Genomic DNA, 14,620 nt, shown 5'->3' on the forward strand with positions numbered 1-14,620 from the left:
TAGTTCGCCAACTTCGCAAGCTTCGCAAAATGACCACAGGTCATAGCCGAAATTCGCAAGTGAAATGGGTGGACCTGCGGGAATGCACTGTGCCATGGTCGAGTTAGCACATCAGTGAAGTCGGGGTGAAGTTGAGCCTTCAGCTTTCATCCGCACCGCGGTGCCCCGACTCATCGGAAGCAAATTTCAGTCAAAGAATGACCGTAAGGAGCAGCCCCATGTCCGAAGTCGGCACCCCGAAGAGCGCTGAGCAGATTCAGCACGACTGGGACCACAACCCTCGCTGGAGCGGCGTCAAGCGCACCTACTCGCCGCAGGACGTCGTGGCGCTGCAGGGTCACGTCGTCGAGGAGCACACGCTGGCCCGCCGGGGCGCCGAGGTGCTCTGGGAGCAGTTGCACGAGATGGACTTCGTCAACGCGCTGGGCGCGCTGACCGGCAACATGGCGGTCCAGCAGGTCCGCGCCGGCCTGAAGGCGATCTACCTGTCCGGTTGGCAGGTCGCCGGTGACGCCAACCTCTCCGGCCACACCTACCCCGACCAGAGCCTCTACCCGGCCAACTCGGTTCCGCAGGTCGTGCGTCGCATCAACAACGCACTGCTCCGCGCCGACGAGATCGCCAAGGTCGAGGGCGACCGCTCGGTCGACAACTGGCTGGCCCCGATCGTGGCCGACGGTGAGGCCGGCTTCGGCGGTGCGCTGAACGTCTACGAGCTGCAGAAGGCGATGATCGCCGCCGGTGTCGCCGGTTCGCACTGGGAAGACCAGCTGGCGTCGGAGAAGAAGTGTGGCCACCTCGGTGGCAAGGTGCTCATCCCGACCCAGCAGCACATCCGCACCCTGACCTCGGCCCGCCTGGCGGCTGACGTCGCCGGTGTCCCGACGGTCGTGATCGCGCGCACCGACGCCGAGGCCGCCACCCTGATCACCTCCGACGTCGACGAGCGGGACCGCCCGTTCATCACCGGCGAGCGCACCAACGAGGGCTTCTACCGGATCAAGAACGGTCTCGAGCCCTGCATCGCCCGCGCCAAGGCCTACGCGCCCTACTCCGACCTGATCTGGATGGAGACCGGCACTCCGGACCTGGAGCTGGCCAAGAAGTTCGCCGAGGGCGTCAAGAGCGAGTTCCCGGACCAGCTGCTGGCCTACAACTGCTCGCCGTCGTTCAACTGGAAGCAGCATCTCGACGACGACACCATCGCCAAGTTCCAGAAGGAGCTCGGTGCGATGGGCTTCAAGTTCCAGTTCATCACGCTGGCCGGCTTCCACGCCCTCAACTACTCGATGTTCGATCTGGCCCACGGCTACGCCCGCAAGCAGATGAGCGCCTACGTCGAGCTGCAGGAGCGCGAGTTCGCTGCCGAGGAGCGCGGCTACACCGCCACCAAGCACCAGCGCGAGGTGGGTGCCGGCTACTTCGACCGGATCGCCACCACGGTCGACCCGACCTCGTCGACGACCGCACTGGCGGGCTCCACGGAAGAGGGCCAGTTCCACTGAGCCGAGCAGCATTGCTGCGAGGCGAGGTGAAACGGGACAGGTGAGGTAACTGAGCCGGACTGCGTCGAGCGTGACTGACGGCGAGTTTTCGGCCGAATCCTCGCCATGACGTCACGCTCGCGGTCCGCAGAGATGAAGTAGCGTAGGCCCCGCCCAGTGAACCTGGGCGGGGCCTATTGCGGTGCAACCACAACAAACTCGGGAGAGACGACAGTGAGCGACGCAGCAATCCAGCGGGTAGGCGTGATCGGGGCCGGGCAGATGGGTTCCGGCATCGCCGAGGTGTCGGTGCGGGCCGGTGTCGCCGTGACGGTCTTCGAGACGACCGACGCGCTGATCACCGCGGGCCGTAACCGCATCATGAAGTCGCTGGAGCGTGGCGTCAGCGCGGGCAAGGTCACCGAGCGTGAGCGTGACCGCGCATTGAGCCTGCTGACATTCACCACGGATCTCGCCGACCTGGCCGACCGCCAGTTGGTGATCGAGGCCATCGTCGAGGACGAGTCGGTTAAGGCCCAGGTTTTTGCAGAGTTGGACCGTGTCGTCACCGATCCGCAGGCCGTGCTGGCTTCGAACACCTCCAGCATCCCGATCATGAAGATCGCCGCTGCCACGAAAAACCCTGAGCGCGTTCTGGGTTTGCACTTCTTCAACCCCGTTCCGGTGCTGCCGCTGGTCGAGTTGGTCAGCACGCTGGTCACCGACGAAGCTGCGGCCGCCCGCACCGAGGAGTTCGCCAGTTCGGTCCTGGGCAAACAGGTCGTGCGCTGCTCGGACCGATCCGGCTTCGTGGTGAACGCCCTGCTGGTGCCCTACCTGCTCTCGGCCATCCGGATGGTCGAGGCGGGATTCGCGACCGTCGAAGACGTCGACAAGGCGGTGGTGGCCGGGTTGTCCCACCCGATGGGACCGTTGAAGCTGTCCGACCTGGTCGGTCTGGACACCCTGAAGCTGATCGCGGACAAGATGTACGAAGAATTCAAGGAACCGCTGTACGGCCCGCCGCCGCTATTGCAGCGGATGGTCGAGGCGGGTTTGTTGGGCAAAAAGTCTGGTCGCGGTTTCTACACCTACTGACACGCGCTGCCTTCCGTCTGGGCGCGTTCAGCACCGGCCCAAGGCGGCGGGTGGCCGGCCCGACTCAATGCGGCCGCGGCCCGAAAGCCGCAGCGGCGCAATCTATTTCGCCAGGGTGAACTGGTCGACGTCGGTGTATCCCTCGCGGAACAATTTGGCGCAACCGGTCAGGTATTTCATGTAGCGGTTGTAGACCTTCTCCGATTGGATCGCGATCGCCAGTTCCTTCTTGGCGCCAAGCGCGGCGGCCCAGGTCTCCAGCGTTCGCGCATAGTGCAGTTGCAGCGACTGGATCCGCTGCATCTTGAACCCGGCCGCCGCTGATTGCTCTTCAACGACGTCGACGGTCGGCAGATCTCCACCCGGGAAGATCTCGGCCAGGATGAACTGGCTGAAGTGAACGATCTCGTGGGTCAACGGAAGCCCCTTGGCCCTGGCCTCGCGCATCGTGGGCCGCACGATCGTGTGCAGCAACATGACGCCGTCGCTGGGCAGAACGTCATAGGCCATCTTGAAGAAGCGCTTATAGCGCTGGCGGCCGAAGTGCTCGAACGCACCGATCGACACGATCCGGTCGACGGGTTCGTGGAACTTCTCCCAGCCCTCCAACAGCACTCGCCTGGTCCGGGGTGTGTCCAGTTCGTCGAACTTCTTCTGGACGTGGGCGGCCTGGTTCTCCGACAACGTCAGGCCCACCACGTTGACGTCGTACTTCTCGATGGCACGCCGCATCGTGGCACCCCAGCCACAGCCGATGTCCAGCAACGTCATGCCCGGCTCCAAGCCCAGCTTGCCCAGGGCCAGGTCGATCTTGGCGAGTTGCGCCTCTTCCAGCGTCATGTCGTCGCGCTCGAAGTACGCACAGCTGTACGTCTGGGTAGGGTCGAGGAACAGGCGGAAGAATTCATCGGACAGGTCGTAGTGCGCCTGCACGTTGCCGAAATGGGGCGTGAGCTGCACTGCCATTGCGATGTCAGCCTTTCTGTTTGTCGGGGTGCTTCCGGACAAAATCGATCAGTCGGACCTGCAGCGCCCCCGATGCATTCCCTGAATGCTAACCGCTGCTGAGGGGTGCAGTTGCATCCCTTATGTCACACTCGCGCCGGTGACGGCCCACGTGCGGGGGTTGTCAGCCCTGTTTCAGCTGCTCCTGTGAAGGCACGGTCGGCGACGGGTGGGGCTGTGCCCGGAACTTCTCCAGCGAGCCGCCTGCCTCGACGATTCCGCATAATGCGCTCCAGCTCAGCATCGTCAGATAGTCGATCAACTCGTCGCTGGTCATCCGTGGGTCCGACATCCAGGAATGTGTGGCCAACTGCACACCGCCGACGATCAGGTAAGCCCACGGTTCGACCCCGCCGACATCCATCCCGATCTCGCGCATGCGCCGGCGCAGCATCACGGCGATCATGCGCGCGATGATCCGCTCCGAGTCGGCGATCACCTTGCTCTTACTGCCAGAGCTGTTCGCCATCACGAACCCGTACGGCTCCGGCTCGGCGGCCATGGTTTCGACGTAGACCCTGATCACTTCGCGGGTCAACTCGTAGCCGTCCAGGTTGGACGACAGTGCAGCGGCCATGTTGGGAATCAAGGTGGTCTGCGCAAACCGCATCATCACTGCGGTCGTGAGATCGTTCTTGTCGACGAAGTAGCGGTAGAGCACGGTCTTGGAGACCCCGATCTCCGCCGCGATCTCGTCCATGCTCAGAAAGCGGCTCTGCCGGCGAATCGCCTCGATGGTGCCGTCGACGAGCTCATTGCGGCGGTCAACCTTGTGTTGGTGCCAACGCCGCTTACGGCCGTCAGTCTTCACGGTCCGTGCCGGGATGTGTTGTGCCACTGTCGCCGATTTCTATTCACTACCTGGACGCATCGATACTACGGCTTGCGGGCGTCCGGATGCCGGAGCGGCGGACTGCGTGAGGCTTCCGAACAGTGTGGGTAACACTAACCGGTGGTTTCGATAGCGGATGATGGTGTGGTGTCACACAGAGCCTTGCCGACAGCGGCACCCCCGGCTTCTCGTCCGGGTCCGGGTCCGGGCGGGGGACAGGGGAACCGGACATCCTTCGCGGAGTCGTTCGCCGGCGCCGATCCTGACGCAGACGCCGAGCGGCGCGCGGCGCTGCGGCGGATGAAGGCGGTGGCGCTCGGTTTTCTGGTCGGCGCCACCGTGGTGTTCCTGGTGTGCCGGTGGGCCAACGCGCACGGCACCGCGCCGGTGTGGGTCGGTTACGTCGGCGCTGCGGCGGAGGCGGGCATGGTCGGCGCCCTGGCGGACTGGTTCGCGGTGACCGCGCTGTTCAAGCACCCACTGGGGATCCCGATCCCGCACACCGCCATCATCAAGCGCAAGAAAGACCAGCTCGGCGAGGGTTTGGGCACCTTTGTGCGGGAGAACTTCCTGTCGGCGGAGGTCGTGGAAACCAAGCTGCGCGACGCCCAGGTGCCCAGCCGGCTGGGTAAGTGGCTCTCGGAGCCGACGCACGCGCAGCGGGTGGCCGGCGAGGTGGCGACGGTGCTGCGGGTGCTGGTCGAACTGCTGCGCGACGAGGACGTCCAGCAGGTGATCGACCGGATGATCGTGCGGCGCATCGCCGAACCGCAATGGGGCCCGCCGGTGGGCCGGGTGCTACAGACGCTGTTGGTCGAGAATCGTCAGGAAGCGCTGATCCAGCTGCTCGCCGACCGGGCATTCCAGTGGTCGTTGAATGCCGGAGTGGTGATTCAGCGGGTGGTCGAACGTGACTCGCCGACCTGGTCACCCCGCTTCGTCGACCACCTGGTGGGCGACCGCATCCACCGCGAGCTGATGGACTTCACCGACAAGGTGCGCCGCAACCCCGACCACGAACTGCGTCGATCGGCGACTCGCTTCCTCTTCGAATTCGCCGACGACCTGCAGAACGACGCCGACACCATCGCGCGCGCCGACGCCGTCAAAGAGCAGTTGATGGCCCGCGACGAAGTGGCCAAAGCCGCCGAGACGGCCTGGACGACGCTCAAGCGACTGGTGCTCGAAGGAGTGGACGATCCGTCCAGCACACTGCGCACCCGCATCGCCGACACGGTGATCCGGATCGGGGCGTCGCTGCGGGATGACGCGGGGCTGCGCGACAAGGTCGACGGTTGGATGGTTCGGGCCGCTCAGCACCTGGTTTCGCAATATGGGGTAGAGATCACAGCGATCATTACCGAGACCATCGAGCGGTGGGACGCCCAGGAAGCCAGTCGTCGAATTGAGCTGCACGTGGGCCGTGACCTGCAATTTATCCGGATCAACGGTACAGTCGTGGGCGCGCTCGCCGGGCTCGCCATTTATGCCATCGCGCAGCTGCTCTTCTGAAAAGTGCTAACAGACTGCTTGCAATAGCAAGCACTCCTCCGTACCCTGATGGGCGTAAGCAAACAAAAATTTGACGCAGGAGTAACTGATGACGCCGGAGGAGAAGCTGGGCACCAAAGTGTCCACAAAAGCCTCTGACGTGGCCTCCGACATCGGCAGCTTCATCCGGTCGCAGCGCGAGACGGCGCAGGTCTCGATGCGGCAACTTGCCGAGCGGTCAGGCGTCAGCAACCCTTATTTGAGTCAGGTCGAGCGTGGACTGCGTAAGCCGTCCGCCGACGTCCTGGCCCAGATCGCGAAGGCGCTGCGGGTTTCCGCTGAAGTTCTCTACGTACGGGCCGGGATTCTCGAGCCCAGTGAAGCAAGTCAGGTGCGGGACGCCATCGTCACCGACACGGCTATCACCGAGCGTCAGAAACAGGTTCTGCTGGATATCTACGCGTCCTTCACCCAGCAGAACGAGGCGAATCGGGAGGAGTGTCCGAGCGAATCCGACGACGACTGACGTGCACTCAATGTCAATCCGCGGGGTCTTGACATTCACTGCCCAAAGGAGCCGAATTTGCGCCCATTTTTCAACGATTAGCACTAACCCCGATATTGAAATCGAAGAAAGGAAACATCATGGCTGAGAACACGAACATTGAGGACCTGAAGGCGCCGCTGCTTGCTGCGCTCGGTGCGGCCGACCTGGCCCTGGCCACCGTCAACGACCTGATCGCGACCCTGCGTGACCGCGCCGAGGAGACTCGCTCCACCCTGCGCGAGCGCGCCGAGGAGACCCGCACCGACACCCGCAGCCGCGTCGAGGAGAGCCGTGCTCGCCTTACCAAGCTGCAGGAGGACCTCCCCGAGCAGCTCACCGAGTTGCGCGAGCGGTTCACCGCTGACGAGCTGCGCAAGGCTGCCGAGGGCTACGTCGAGGCTGCCACCAGCCGGTACAACGAGCTGGTCGAGCGCGGCGAGGCCGCCCTCGAGCGGCTGCGCAGCCAGTCGGCCTTCGAGGACGCCTCGGCGCGTGCCGAGGGTTACGTCGACCAGGCCGTGGAGCTGACCCAGGAGGCCCTGGGCACCGTTGCGACGCAGACCCGCGCCGTAGGTGAGCGTGCCGCCAAGCTGGTCGGCATCGAGCTGCCGAAGAAGGCGGAGGCTCCGGCCAAGAAGGCCGCCCCGGCCAAGAAGGCTGCTCCGGCCAAGAAGGCCGCTCCGGCCAAGAAGGCTCCGGCCAAGAAGGCTCCGGCCAAGAAGGTCACCCAGAAGTAATCCGGTTCGCCGGACCACTCGGCTCCAAGTCGCCGCAGGATCGGGCGACATGGACCAGAGAAGCTCTACTCGACTCCAAGTCGCCGCACGTCGGCGACTTGGAGTCGACGTTTTTGCGGCGGCCCGCATAGTCTTATGAGCGTGCAAGCCGTTGGGACCGTCATGTTCGTGCTGTGGGTCGCCGTGGGGTTGGCGACGGTGTACGCGTTTGTGCACGCCGCCCTGCAGCGCTCCGACGCATACACCGCCGCCGACAAGCAGACCAAGCCGCTGTGGCTGGTGATCCTCGGCAGTGCGATGGCGCTGATCACCATCCTGTACGGCATCTTCGGTGTGATGGCGATTGCCGCAGCCGCGGTCGCGACCGGCGTATATCTGGTCGACGTTCGGCCGAAGCTTCTCGAAGTGCAGGGTAAGTCGCGCTAGCGGATGAAGGTCGTGCTGGTTGCGCCGGCGGCGGCGCTCATTTCGCTGCTGGGTGCCGTCCCCGCGGCTGCCGATCCAGGTTCCGGGCCGTCGTACGCCCCGCCCTTCGTGGACCACACCGAATGGGTGTATTGGGGCGTACTGTCCAGCCTGCGTGTCTATCCAACCCCCTCGGGCCGTGCTGCGTCCCGGATGTCGGGAACGGCCGGTGCCGACCCGCAAGCGGCTGACGAAGCCTGGTCCGAGGTGCTGGCGCGGTCACCCGACGCCGACACACCCGGCATGCGTGCACAGTTCGTCTGCCACTGGCAGTTCGCCGAGATCGGGCAGCCGGGCAAAACCAGCTGGAACCTGGAGCCGTGGCGTCCGGTCGTCGACGACGCCCAGATGGTCGCCGCCCTCTGCAATCCGGGTGCCTCGGAAGAGCCCTTCTGATGGGCGGCCCGCCGAGTCGCCGGCAGCTGGCCGCGCTGGTGGATCACACCCTGCTCAAGCCGGAGGCTACCGACGCCGACGTCACGGCTCTGGTTGCTGAAGGCATTGACCTCGGGGTTTACGCCGTATGCGTCTCGCCGTCGATGGTGCCGGTCGCCGCCCGAGAGGTCCAGGCGCCAGGTGTCCGCGTCGCCGCGGTGGCCGGCTTCCCGTCGGGCAAGCATCTGTCGGTGATCAAAGCGCAGGAGGCGGCGGCGGCGGTCGCCGACGGCGCCGTCGAGATCGACATGGTCATCGACGTCGGTGCGGCGTTAGCCGGACAATTCGACGCCGTGCACGCCGACATCGCCGCGGTGCGCGCCGCCGTACCCGGCGCCGTTCTGAAGGTGATCGTGGAGTCGGCGGCGCTGCTCGCTCTCGCCGACGAACAAACCCTGGCCGCCGTCTGCCGGGCAGCCGAAGGAGCCGGCGCCGACTTCGTCAAGACCTCGACCGGCTTCCATCCCGCCGGAGGCGCGTCAGCGCGCGCCGTCGAGGTGATGGCCGCGACGGTGGGCGGGCGGTTGGGGGTCAAGGCCAGCGGGGGCATTCGCACGGCCGCTGACGCGCTCACCATGCTGGATGCCGGAGCGACGCGGCTGGGTCTGTCCGGCACCCGGGCCGTGCTCGACGGCCTGAGTTAACTCAGAGATCGGCCAGGCAGGGGTCGGTGTTACCGGCCGGGATGGTGGCGTTGCGGGCGGCGAAACGCGCGACCACTCCGCTGTCGGTGACGTCGACGCTCTCCGCGCGAACGCCCAGCGGGTAGTTCTTGGTCAGGCTCGAGGTGTAGTCGTTGAGCGTCGACTGGACCGACTCTTTCGGCAGCGAGAAGCCGAGCGTGTTGAAGCTGACGATCTGCAGCTGGATGCCGCCACCGGACACCACCGGCTTGGCGACGATGTCGTTCAGCATGCCCTTGAGCTCGACGGTGTTGTCCTTGGGATGCGTGACCACGCTGCTGGTGACGAACTCGCCCAGAATCGGGATGGCGTTCTGCACCGACTCCTTGATCCCCTCGGTCGTCCAGGTGATGGTGGCGTCCAGTGCGCCTATCGTGCCCTTGGAGTCACCCTTGTTCTCGAGGTTGATGTCTTGGATGTTGAGCTGCAGCTTCATGCCCTTGGCGTCGCGGATCTGGTTGCCCGCGGTCTCGATCCTGATGTTGGTGTAGTGGTCGGTGGCCACCTGCCACAGCACCAGCGGCGTCACCCCGAAGGACGCGGTGGCCTGGTCTTTCACCACGCAGGCCGTCGCGGCGGCGAGCTTGTTGTTGGCTTCGTGCCGCACGTACAGTTCGGCGCCGATCAGGCCGGCGATCAGCAGCGAGAACACGATGATCAAGACCAGCAGGATGGCCAGCGGATCGCGCCGCGAGCGCCTCTTCTTCTTGACCTCGCCGGCTTCGTCCGGCGGCTGCGCGATCGGAGTGGTCCGGTCGGCGCCGGGCATCGGCGGCGGGGTGGGGTTGATTCGCCGGGTATCGGCACTGGCGGCGGCCATGTGGTCCGTCTGCTCAGACTGCTGTGGTGGCGGCGGAGCGGTCGGGGGTTGCTGTCCGAGTCCGCCCGGCGGGGTACCGGGGTGCAGCCGTCCGGTCGCGGGATCCGCGGGACCCGGAGGTCGGCCGAGCGGTCCCTGATCGCCAGGACGCGCCCATCCCGATGGGCCTTCGTTGCGTGGTCCCTGCGGAGTCGTCACCTCCGAGATTCTGCCCTATCAACCTGAACGAAAGTTGATCGGTTGCGCAGCACCGCGATCTTGTCCCGGGCTTTCTCCACGTCGTCCAGGTCGAGGTCGGCGATCAGCAGTTCCGGCTGGGAGCCCGCGGAAGCCACGACATCCCCCAGCGGTGATGCCACCAGGCTGCCGCCCACGCCGGTGGGCGCGCCCGAACCGCTCAGTTCACCGCCCGGGTCGGCCTGACCGGCGGCGAGGACGAAGCACGTCGAATCCAGTGCGCGCGCCCGGGCCAGCAGCGTCCACTGCTCGAGTTTGCCGGGTCCGGAACCCCAGGACGCGCAGACAACGATCAGCTGCGCGCCACGGTCGGCCAGCTCTGTGTAGAGCGCGGGAAACCGGATGTCGTAGCACAGCGTCAGGCCCACCCCGACCCCGTCGACATCGATAACCACCGGTTGCCGGCCGGGCGCGACGGTGCGCGATTCGGTGAAGCCGAATGCGTCGTAGAGGTGGATCTTGTCGTAACGGGCATCGGGCTCATTGGGTGTGCCGGGGCCGGCCGCGATCAGCGTATTGGTGACCCGCCCGTCGTCCGTGGGGGCGAACATGCCCGCGACGACGGTGATGCCGGCGTCCGCCGCGATCCGGCGAAGGCCGTTGGCCCACGGACCGTCGACCGGCTCGGCGATCGGCCCCAGCGGCACCCCGAACCGGCACATGGTGGCTTCCGGGAACACCACCAGGACGGCGCCGGCGGCGGCGGCGCGCTCGGTGTACTCGCGCACCAGCTGCAGATTTGCGGCCGGGTCGGTGCCGCTGAGGATCTGGGCCAGTGCGATTCGCATGAATTCCAGCTTAGGCACGCGACTGCGATCAGCCGGTTCCGTTTCGCGCCGCCGATCCGCCCCCGTTGTTGAGCCACCGTGTGGTGAAGCGCTGCTCGATCGTCACCAGCTGGCCGAGTTCGTTGCCGATGATCCGCTCCAACTTGCCGCCGATGAACGGCACCCGCACCTGGATGGTGAGTTGCAGGGTCATCCTGGCGCAGTCCGATTCCCCGACCGGTTGCAGCAGCGCCGTGCCCCACAGGTTGACCGGCGCACCCACGATCGATCCGGCGACCGACGCGCTCGCGATGCCGTCTCGGATCGGGCCCCACGTCTCCTCGCGCCGTACGCAGAGGTCGCCCCGGTGCAGCTGTGTGACCAGCGCGGGCAGGTTCTGGCTCAGCATCGTCTGATGCGTGATCACCTCGATGGTGCCGTCATCGCCGGACTCGCCGCCGATGCGCATCGACTCCAGGCTGGCTACGTCGACCGGCGTTTCGGCGAGCCTGGCCTCCCAGTAAGCCAAGTCATGGAAGGCCTGGTGAACGTCTCTGACGGTGCCCTCGTAGTCGGCCGACATGTCGAATGAACGCGGCATAAGAGAAAACGCTACCGTTACGGGCCATGAAACGGAGCACATGAAACGGGAAGTCGGGTCGTTCTTTGCCGGCGCGCGCGTAGCCGAGTCGGTGCCGCTTGCACCGCTGACCACGCTGCGGGTAGGCCCGGTGGCGCGACGCGTAATCACCTGTGAGAGCGGCGATCAGGTGATCGCGGTGTTGCGGGCGCTGGACGCCCAAGCCCACGGCTTCGACGGCGGCCCTGTCTTGGTGTTTGCTGGCGGCTCCAATCTGGTGATCGGTGACGGACTGCCGAACCTCACCGTGGTCCGGTTGGCCAACGCCCGCATCGTCGTCGACGGCAACCTGGTGCGTGCCGAGGCGGGCGCGGTGTGGGACGACGTGGTGATCCGGTCCATCGAGCACGGGCTGGGTGGGCTGGAGTGCCTGTCGGGAATCCCCGGTTCCGCGGGGGCCACGCCGGTGCAGAACGTCGGCGCGTACGGCGTGGAGGTGTCCGACACCATCACCCGAGTGAGGCTGCTGGACCGGCGCAGCGGCGAGGTGGGTTGGGTGCCCGCTGAGGATCTGCGGTTCGCGTATCGCAGCAGCATGCTCAAACGGGCCGATGGACTCGATCTGCCCGCGATCGTCCTGGAAGTCGAGTTCGCGCTGGATGCCGGCGGACGCAGCGCGCCGCTGCGCTACGGAGAGCTGACCACGGCGCTGGGGGTGGCAACTGGGGAGCGTGGCGACCCGCGGGCGGTCCGCGCGGCGGTGCTGGCGTTGCGGGCCCGAAAGGGAATGGTGCTCGACGCCGGTGACCACGACACCTGGAGCGTGGGCTCGTTTTTCACCAACCCGGTGGTCCCGCGGGAGGACTACGAGCGTCTGGCCGCGGCAACCGACGGGCCGGTGCCGAACTATCCGGCGCCGGACGGGGTCAAACTGGCCGCGGGCTGGCTGGTGGAGCGCGCCGGTTTCGGGAAAGGGTTCCCCGACGAGAAGGCCCCGTGCCGGCTGTCCACCAAGCACGCACTCGCCCTCACCAACCGGGGTAACGCCACCGCGGAGGACGTGATCGTACTGGCGCGGACCGTGCGTGACGGAGTTCGTGACGTGTTTGGTATCACACTGAAACCCGAGCCTGTCCTGGTCGGATGCTCTTTATAGCTGCTACTTTCGTGCGCGAGACGCTCCGCCGCGCCTCTTCGCAGTGGGGGAGAGGGCATTTCGCCCGGTATCTTTGACGTTTGTGACCACCTCCCGCACCCCCTCGAGCCAAGGGCCGATCAATCGGCGCGCGGCTCTGGCGGCTATCGGCCTGGGCGTTTTCGCGCCGAGCGTCCTGGCCGCGTGTGCAGGCGGCAAGATCACCCCGCAATCCGAGAAGAAGCCGCCGGCCGCGCCCAAGCTGAGCTACCAGCCGGCGAACGCCACCGAAGACGTGGTGCCGATCGCGCCGATCAGCGTCAGCGTCACCGACGGCTGGTTCCAGAAGGTCGCGCTGACGAACTCGGCCGGCAAGCCCGTCGCCGGCACGTTCAACCAGGACCGCACCGTCTTCATGACCACCGAGCCGCTGGGCTACGACACCACCTACAACTGGAGCGGGTCGGCCGTCGGTCACGACGGCAAGGCAGTTCCGGTGGCCGGCAAATTCATCACCGTTACGCCGAAGAAGAAGATCGATGGCGGGTTCCAACTGGCTGACGGTCAAACCGTAGGAATCGCGGCCCCGATCATCATCCAGTTCGACGCCCCGATCAGCGACAAAGCCGCGGTCGAGCGGGCGTTGACCATCAAGACCAACCCGCCCGTCGAGGGCAGCTGGGCATGGTTGCCTGACGAATCGCAGGGCGCCCGCATCCACTACCGGCCCAGGGAGTACTACCCGGCGGGCACCACCGTCAACGTCGACGCCAAGTTCTACGGGCTGCCGTTCGGCGACGGGGCCTACGGTCTGCAGGACATGTCCCTGAACATCCAGATCGGCCGGCGGCAGGTCGTCAAGGCCGAGGTCTCCTCCCACCGCATCCAAGTGGTCACCGACGCCGGTGTGATCATGGACTTCCCCTGCAGCTACGGCGAGGCCGATAAAGCCCGCAATGTGACGCGCAACGGCATTCACGTGGTCACCGAGAAATACGCCGACTTCTACATGTCCAACCCGGCCGCCGGCTACAGCAACGTGCACGAGCGGTGGGCGGTCCGGATCTCCAACAACGGCGAGTTCATCCACGCGAACCCGTCCAGCGCCGGCGCCCAGGGCAACAGCAACGTCACCAACGGCTGCATCAACCTGTCCACTTCCGACGCGGCCGAGTACTTCCCGACGGCGATGTACGGCGACCCGGTCGAGGTGACCGGCAGCTCTATCCAGCTCTCCTACTCCGACGGCGACATCTGGGACTGGGCGGTGGACTGGGACACCTGGGTCGCGATGTCGGCGCTGCCCGCGCCGTCCGGGCGCCCCCCGGGCACTCAGATCCCGGTCACCGCACCGGCGACGCCGTCGAACGCACCCAGCCTGTCGGGCACTCCGACGACCACGACGACGACGACCACCGCCACGACGACCACCGCCACGACCGGGCCTAGTTCTGGGCCAGGTGGTTGAACTTCCGCGTCGCTGACGCCTGATCGCGGGGCCGGATGATGATCTGGTCCAGGTTCACGTGCGAGGGACGCGACGCGACGAACCCGATGACCTCAGCGACGTCGGCGGCCACCAGCGGCGTCATCCCCGTGTAGACGGCGTCCGCACGTTGCTCATCGCCGTCGAACCGAACCAGCGAGAACTCGGTCTCCACCGCGCCGGGGGCTATCTCGGTCAAACGCACCGGCTTCCCCAGTAGTTCGCCGCGCAGCGTGCGGTGCAGTGCGCCCTGAGCGTGCTTGGCCGCCGTGTAGCCGGCGCCGCCGTCGTAAATCTCAAGGGCCGCAATCGAAGTCACGGTGACGATCAGACCGTCGCCGGACTCGATCAGCTTGGGCAGCAATGCCCGGGTCACCCGCAGCGTGCCCAGCACATTGGTCTCCCACATCCAGCGCCAATGCTCCATGTCGGCATCCGCCACCGGCGCCAGGCCCTTCGCGCCGCCGGCGTTGTTGATCAGCACGTCGACCCGGTCCAGCCGGCGGGCCAGCGCGGCCACGTCCTCGTCTTTTGTGACGTCGGCCACAACCCCGGTGCCGCCGACCTCGGCGGCCAGCGCATTGATCCGATCGGCCCGCCGTGCCACTGCAACCACGTGAAATCCTTGTGCGGCAAGCACTTTCGTGGTCGCCTCGCCGATCCCGGAACTGGCTCCGGTCACCACGGCGACTGGCTTCTTCGGGTCGGGGGAACTCATCGGGACAACTCTAATAAACGTGCTAAATTTTCGGTGTGTACTGCAGTGCCATGTTCCGCACGACGACCGCGTGTCTTTACGCGGGCGCGTGTTGTTGTCG

At 66.0% G+C, this 14,620-nt stretch carries 16 protein-coding genes; 10 read left to right on the forward strand and 6 right to left on the reverse strand.

What is annotated here, in order from left to right; translation table 11 throughout:
• Positions 1-218 precede the first annotated feature (218 nt).
• A complete protein-coding gene (gene aceA / locus C0J29_RS04400) occupies positions 219-1,505 on the forward strand; it encodes an isocitrate lyase (RefSeq protein WP_065044534.1) in 1,287 nt (428 codons plus the stop codon).
• Between the two features lie 213 nt (positions 1,506-1,718).
• The gene (locus tag C0J29_RS04405) at positions 1,719-2,582 is read left to right on the forward strand and encodes a 3-hydroxybutyryl-CoA dehydrogenase (protein WP_065044535.1); all 864 of its coding nucleotides are present in this window, start codon (positions 1,719-1,721) and stop codon (positions 2,580-2,582) included.
• Between the two features lie 102 nt (positions 2,583-2,684).
• Here C0J29_RS04405 and C0J29_RS04410 read toward each other — a convergent pair whose 3' ends face one another.
• A complete protein-coding gene (locus tag C0J29_RS04410; protein WP_120791629.1) occupies positions 2,685-3,548 on the reverse strand; it encodes a cyclopropane mycolic acid synthase family methyltransferase in 864 nt (287 codons plus the stop codon).
• A gap of 163 nt (positions 3,549-3,711) precedes the next feature.
• Positions 3,712-4,425 (reverse strand): TetR/AcrR family transcriptional regulator, encoded by a 714-nt coding sequence (locus tag C0J29_RS04415; RefSeq protein ID WP_065044537.1) that lies wholly within the window; start codon positions 4,423-4,425, stop codon positions 3,712-3,714.
• Between the two features lie 138 nt (positions 4,426-4,563).
• Here C0J29_RS04415 and C0J29_RS04420 point away from each other — a divergent pair, with 138 nt between their 5' ends.
• The 6 genes from C0J29_RS04420 (at position 4,564) to deoC (ending at position 8,738) form a co-directional block, all read left to right on the forward strand.
• The gene (locus tag C0J29_RS04420) at positions 4,564-5,931 is read left to right on the forward strand and encodes a DUF445 domain-containing protein (RefSeq protein WP_065164809.1); all 1,368 of its coding nucleotides are present in this window, start codon (positions 4,564-4,566) and stop codon (positions 5,929-5,931) included.
• An 88-nt stretch (positions 5,932-6,019) separates the two neighbouring features.
• Positions 6,020-6,436 (forward strand): helix-turn-helix domain-containing protein, encoded by a 417-nt coding sequence (locus C0J29_RS04425; protein WP_055578701.1) that lies wholly within the window; start codon positions 6,020-6,022, stop codon positions 6,434-6,436.
• Positions 6,437-6,555: 119 nt separating this feature from the next.
• On the forward strand, positions 6,556-7,194 hold the full coding sequence (gene hbhA / locus C0J29_RS04430) for a heparin-binding hemagglutinin HbhA (protein WP_065044539.1): 639 nt from the start codon (positions 6,556-6,558) through the stop codon (positions 7,192-7,194).
• 135 nt (positions 7,195-7,329) lie between these two features.
• A complete protein-coding gene (locus C0J29_RS04435) occupies positions 7,330-7,620 on the forward strand; it encodes a DUF2516 family protein (protein WP_065164808.1) in 291 nt (96 codons plus the stop codon).
• Positions 7,621-7,623: 3 nt separating this feature from the next.
• On the forward strand, positions 7,624-8,055 hold the full coding sequence (locus C0J29_RS04440; protein WP_120791630.1) for a DUF2599 domain-containing protein: 432 nt from the start codon (positions 7,624-7,626) through the stop codon (positions 8,053-8,055).
• Entirely contained in the window at positions 8,055-8,738 is a 684-nt protein-coding gene (gene deoC / locus C0J29_RS04445) for a deoxyribose-phosphate aldolase (protein ID WP_065164806.1), read from the forward strand. Before C0J29_RS04440 ends, deoC begins: the two co-directional genes overlap by 1 nt.
• Position 8,739: 1 nt before the next feature.
• Here deoC and C0J29_RS04450 read toward each other — a convergent pair whose 3' ends face one another.
• The 3 genes from C0J29_RS04450 to C0J29_RS04460 are packed head-to-tail and all read right to left on the reverse strand — an operon-like array spanning position 8,740 to position 11,202.
• Entirely contained in the window at positions 8,740-9,795 is a 1,056-nt protein-coding gene (locus tag C0J29_RS04450; protein ID WP_120791631.1) for an LmeA family phospholipid-binding protein, read from the reverse strand.
• Positions 9,792-10,622 carry a carbon-nitrogen hydrolase family protein gene (locus C0J29_RS04455; protein ID WP_120794547.1) on the reverse strand — a complete coding sequence of 277 codons (831 nt, stop codon included), beginning with the start codon at positions 10,620-10,622 and terminating at the stop codon, positions 9,792-9,794. The genes C0J29_RS04450 and C0J29_RS04455 overlap by 4 nt, the downstream gene beginning before the upstream one ends.
• Before the next feature lie 28 nt (positions 10,623-10,650).
• Positions 10,651-11,202: a DUF2505 domain-containing protein gene (locus C0J29_RS04460; RefSeq protein ID WP_120791632.1), complete on the reverse strand. Its 552-nt coding sequence runs from the start codon at positions 11,200-11,202 to the stop codon at positions 10,651-10,653.
• Between the two features lie 40 nt (positions 11,203-11,242).
• Here C0J29_RS04460 and C0J29_RS04465 point away from each other — a divergent pair, with 40 nt between their 5' ends.
• Both C0J29_RS04465 and C0J29_RS04470 read left to right on the forward strand, forming a co-directional pair.
• On the forward strand, positions 11,243-12,337 hold the full coding sequence (locus C0J29_RS04465; RefSeq protein WP_120791633.1) for a UDP-N-acetylmuramate dehydrogenase: 1,095 nt from the start codon (positions 11,243-11,245) through the stop codon (positions 12,335-12,337).
• Positions 12,338-12,380: 43 nt separating this feature from the next.
• Entirely contained in the window at positions 12,381-13,784 is a 1,404-nt protein-coding gene (locus C0J29_RS04470; protein WP_174814817.1) for a L,D-transpeptidase, read from the forward strand.
• Here C0J29_RS04470 and C0J29_RS04475 read toward each other — a convergent pair.
• Positions 13,762-14,520, reverse strand: a complete 759-nt coding sequence (locus C0J29_RS04475) for an SDR family oxidoreductase (protein ID WP_120791635.1) — start codon at positions 14,518-14,520, stop codon at positions 13,762-13,764. The genes C0J29_RS04470 and C0J29_RS04475 overlap by 23 nt on opposite strands.
• Between the last annotated feature and the right edge of the window lie 100 nt (positions 14,521-14,620).

The sequence above is a fragment of the Mycobacterium paragordonae genome (assembly GCF_003614435.1).
Taxonomy (GTDB): domain Bacteria; phylum Actinomycetota; class Actinomycetes; order Mycobacteriales; family Mycobacteriaceae; genus Mycobacterium; species Mycobacterium paragordonae.

Coding starts and splice junctions, on each gene's coding strand:
- deoC (WP_065164806.1), top strand. CDS start 8,055: ATGGGCGGCCCGCCGAGTCGCCGGCAGCTGGCCGCGCTGGTGGATCAC.
- hbhA (WP_065044539.1), top strand. CDS start 6,556: ATGGCTGAGAACACGAACATTGAGGACCTGAAGGCGCCGCTGCTTGCT.
- aceA (WP_065044534.1), top strand. CDS start 219: ATGTCCGAAGTCGGCACCCCGAAGAGCGCTGAGCAGATTCAGCACGAC.
- C0J29_RS04475 (WP_120791635.1), bottom strand. CDS start 14,520: ATGAGTTCCCCCGACCCGAAGAAGCCAGTCGCCGTGGTGACCGGAGCC.
- C0J29_RS04440 (WP_120791630.1), top strand. CDS start 7,624: ATGAAGGTCGTGCTGGTTGCGCCGGCGGCGGCGCTCATTTCGCTGCTG.
- C0J29_RS04460 (WP_120791632.1), bottom strand. CDS start 11,202: ATGCCGCGTTCATTCGACATGTCGGCCGACTACGAGGGCACCGTCAGA.
- C0J29_RS04410 (WP_120791629.1), bottom strand. CDS start 3,548: ATGGCAGTGCAGCTCACGCCCCATTTCGGCAACGTGCAGGCGCACTAC.
- C0J29_RS04455 (WP_120794547.1), bottom strand. CDS start 10,622: ATGCGAATCGCACTGGCCCAGATCCTCAGCGGCACCGACCCGGCCGCA.
- C0J29_RS04425 (WP_055578701.1), top strand. CDS start 6,020: ATGACGCCGGAGGAGAAGCTGGGCACCAAAGTGTCCACAAAAGCCTCT.
- C0J29_RS04465 (WP_120791633.1), top strand. CDS start 11,243: ATGAAACGGGAAGTCGGGTCGTTCTTTGCCGGCGCGCGCGTAGCCGAG.
- C0J29_RS04435 (WP_065164808.1), top strand. CDS start 7,330: ATGAGCGTGCAAGCCGTTGGGACCGTCATGTTCGTGCTGTGGGTCGCC.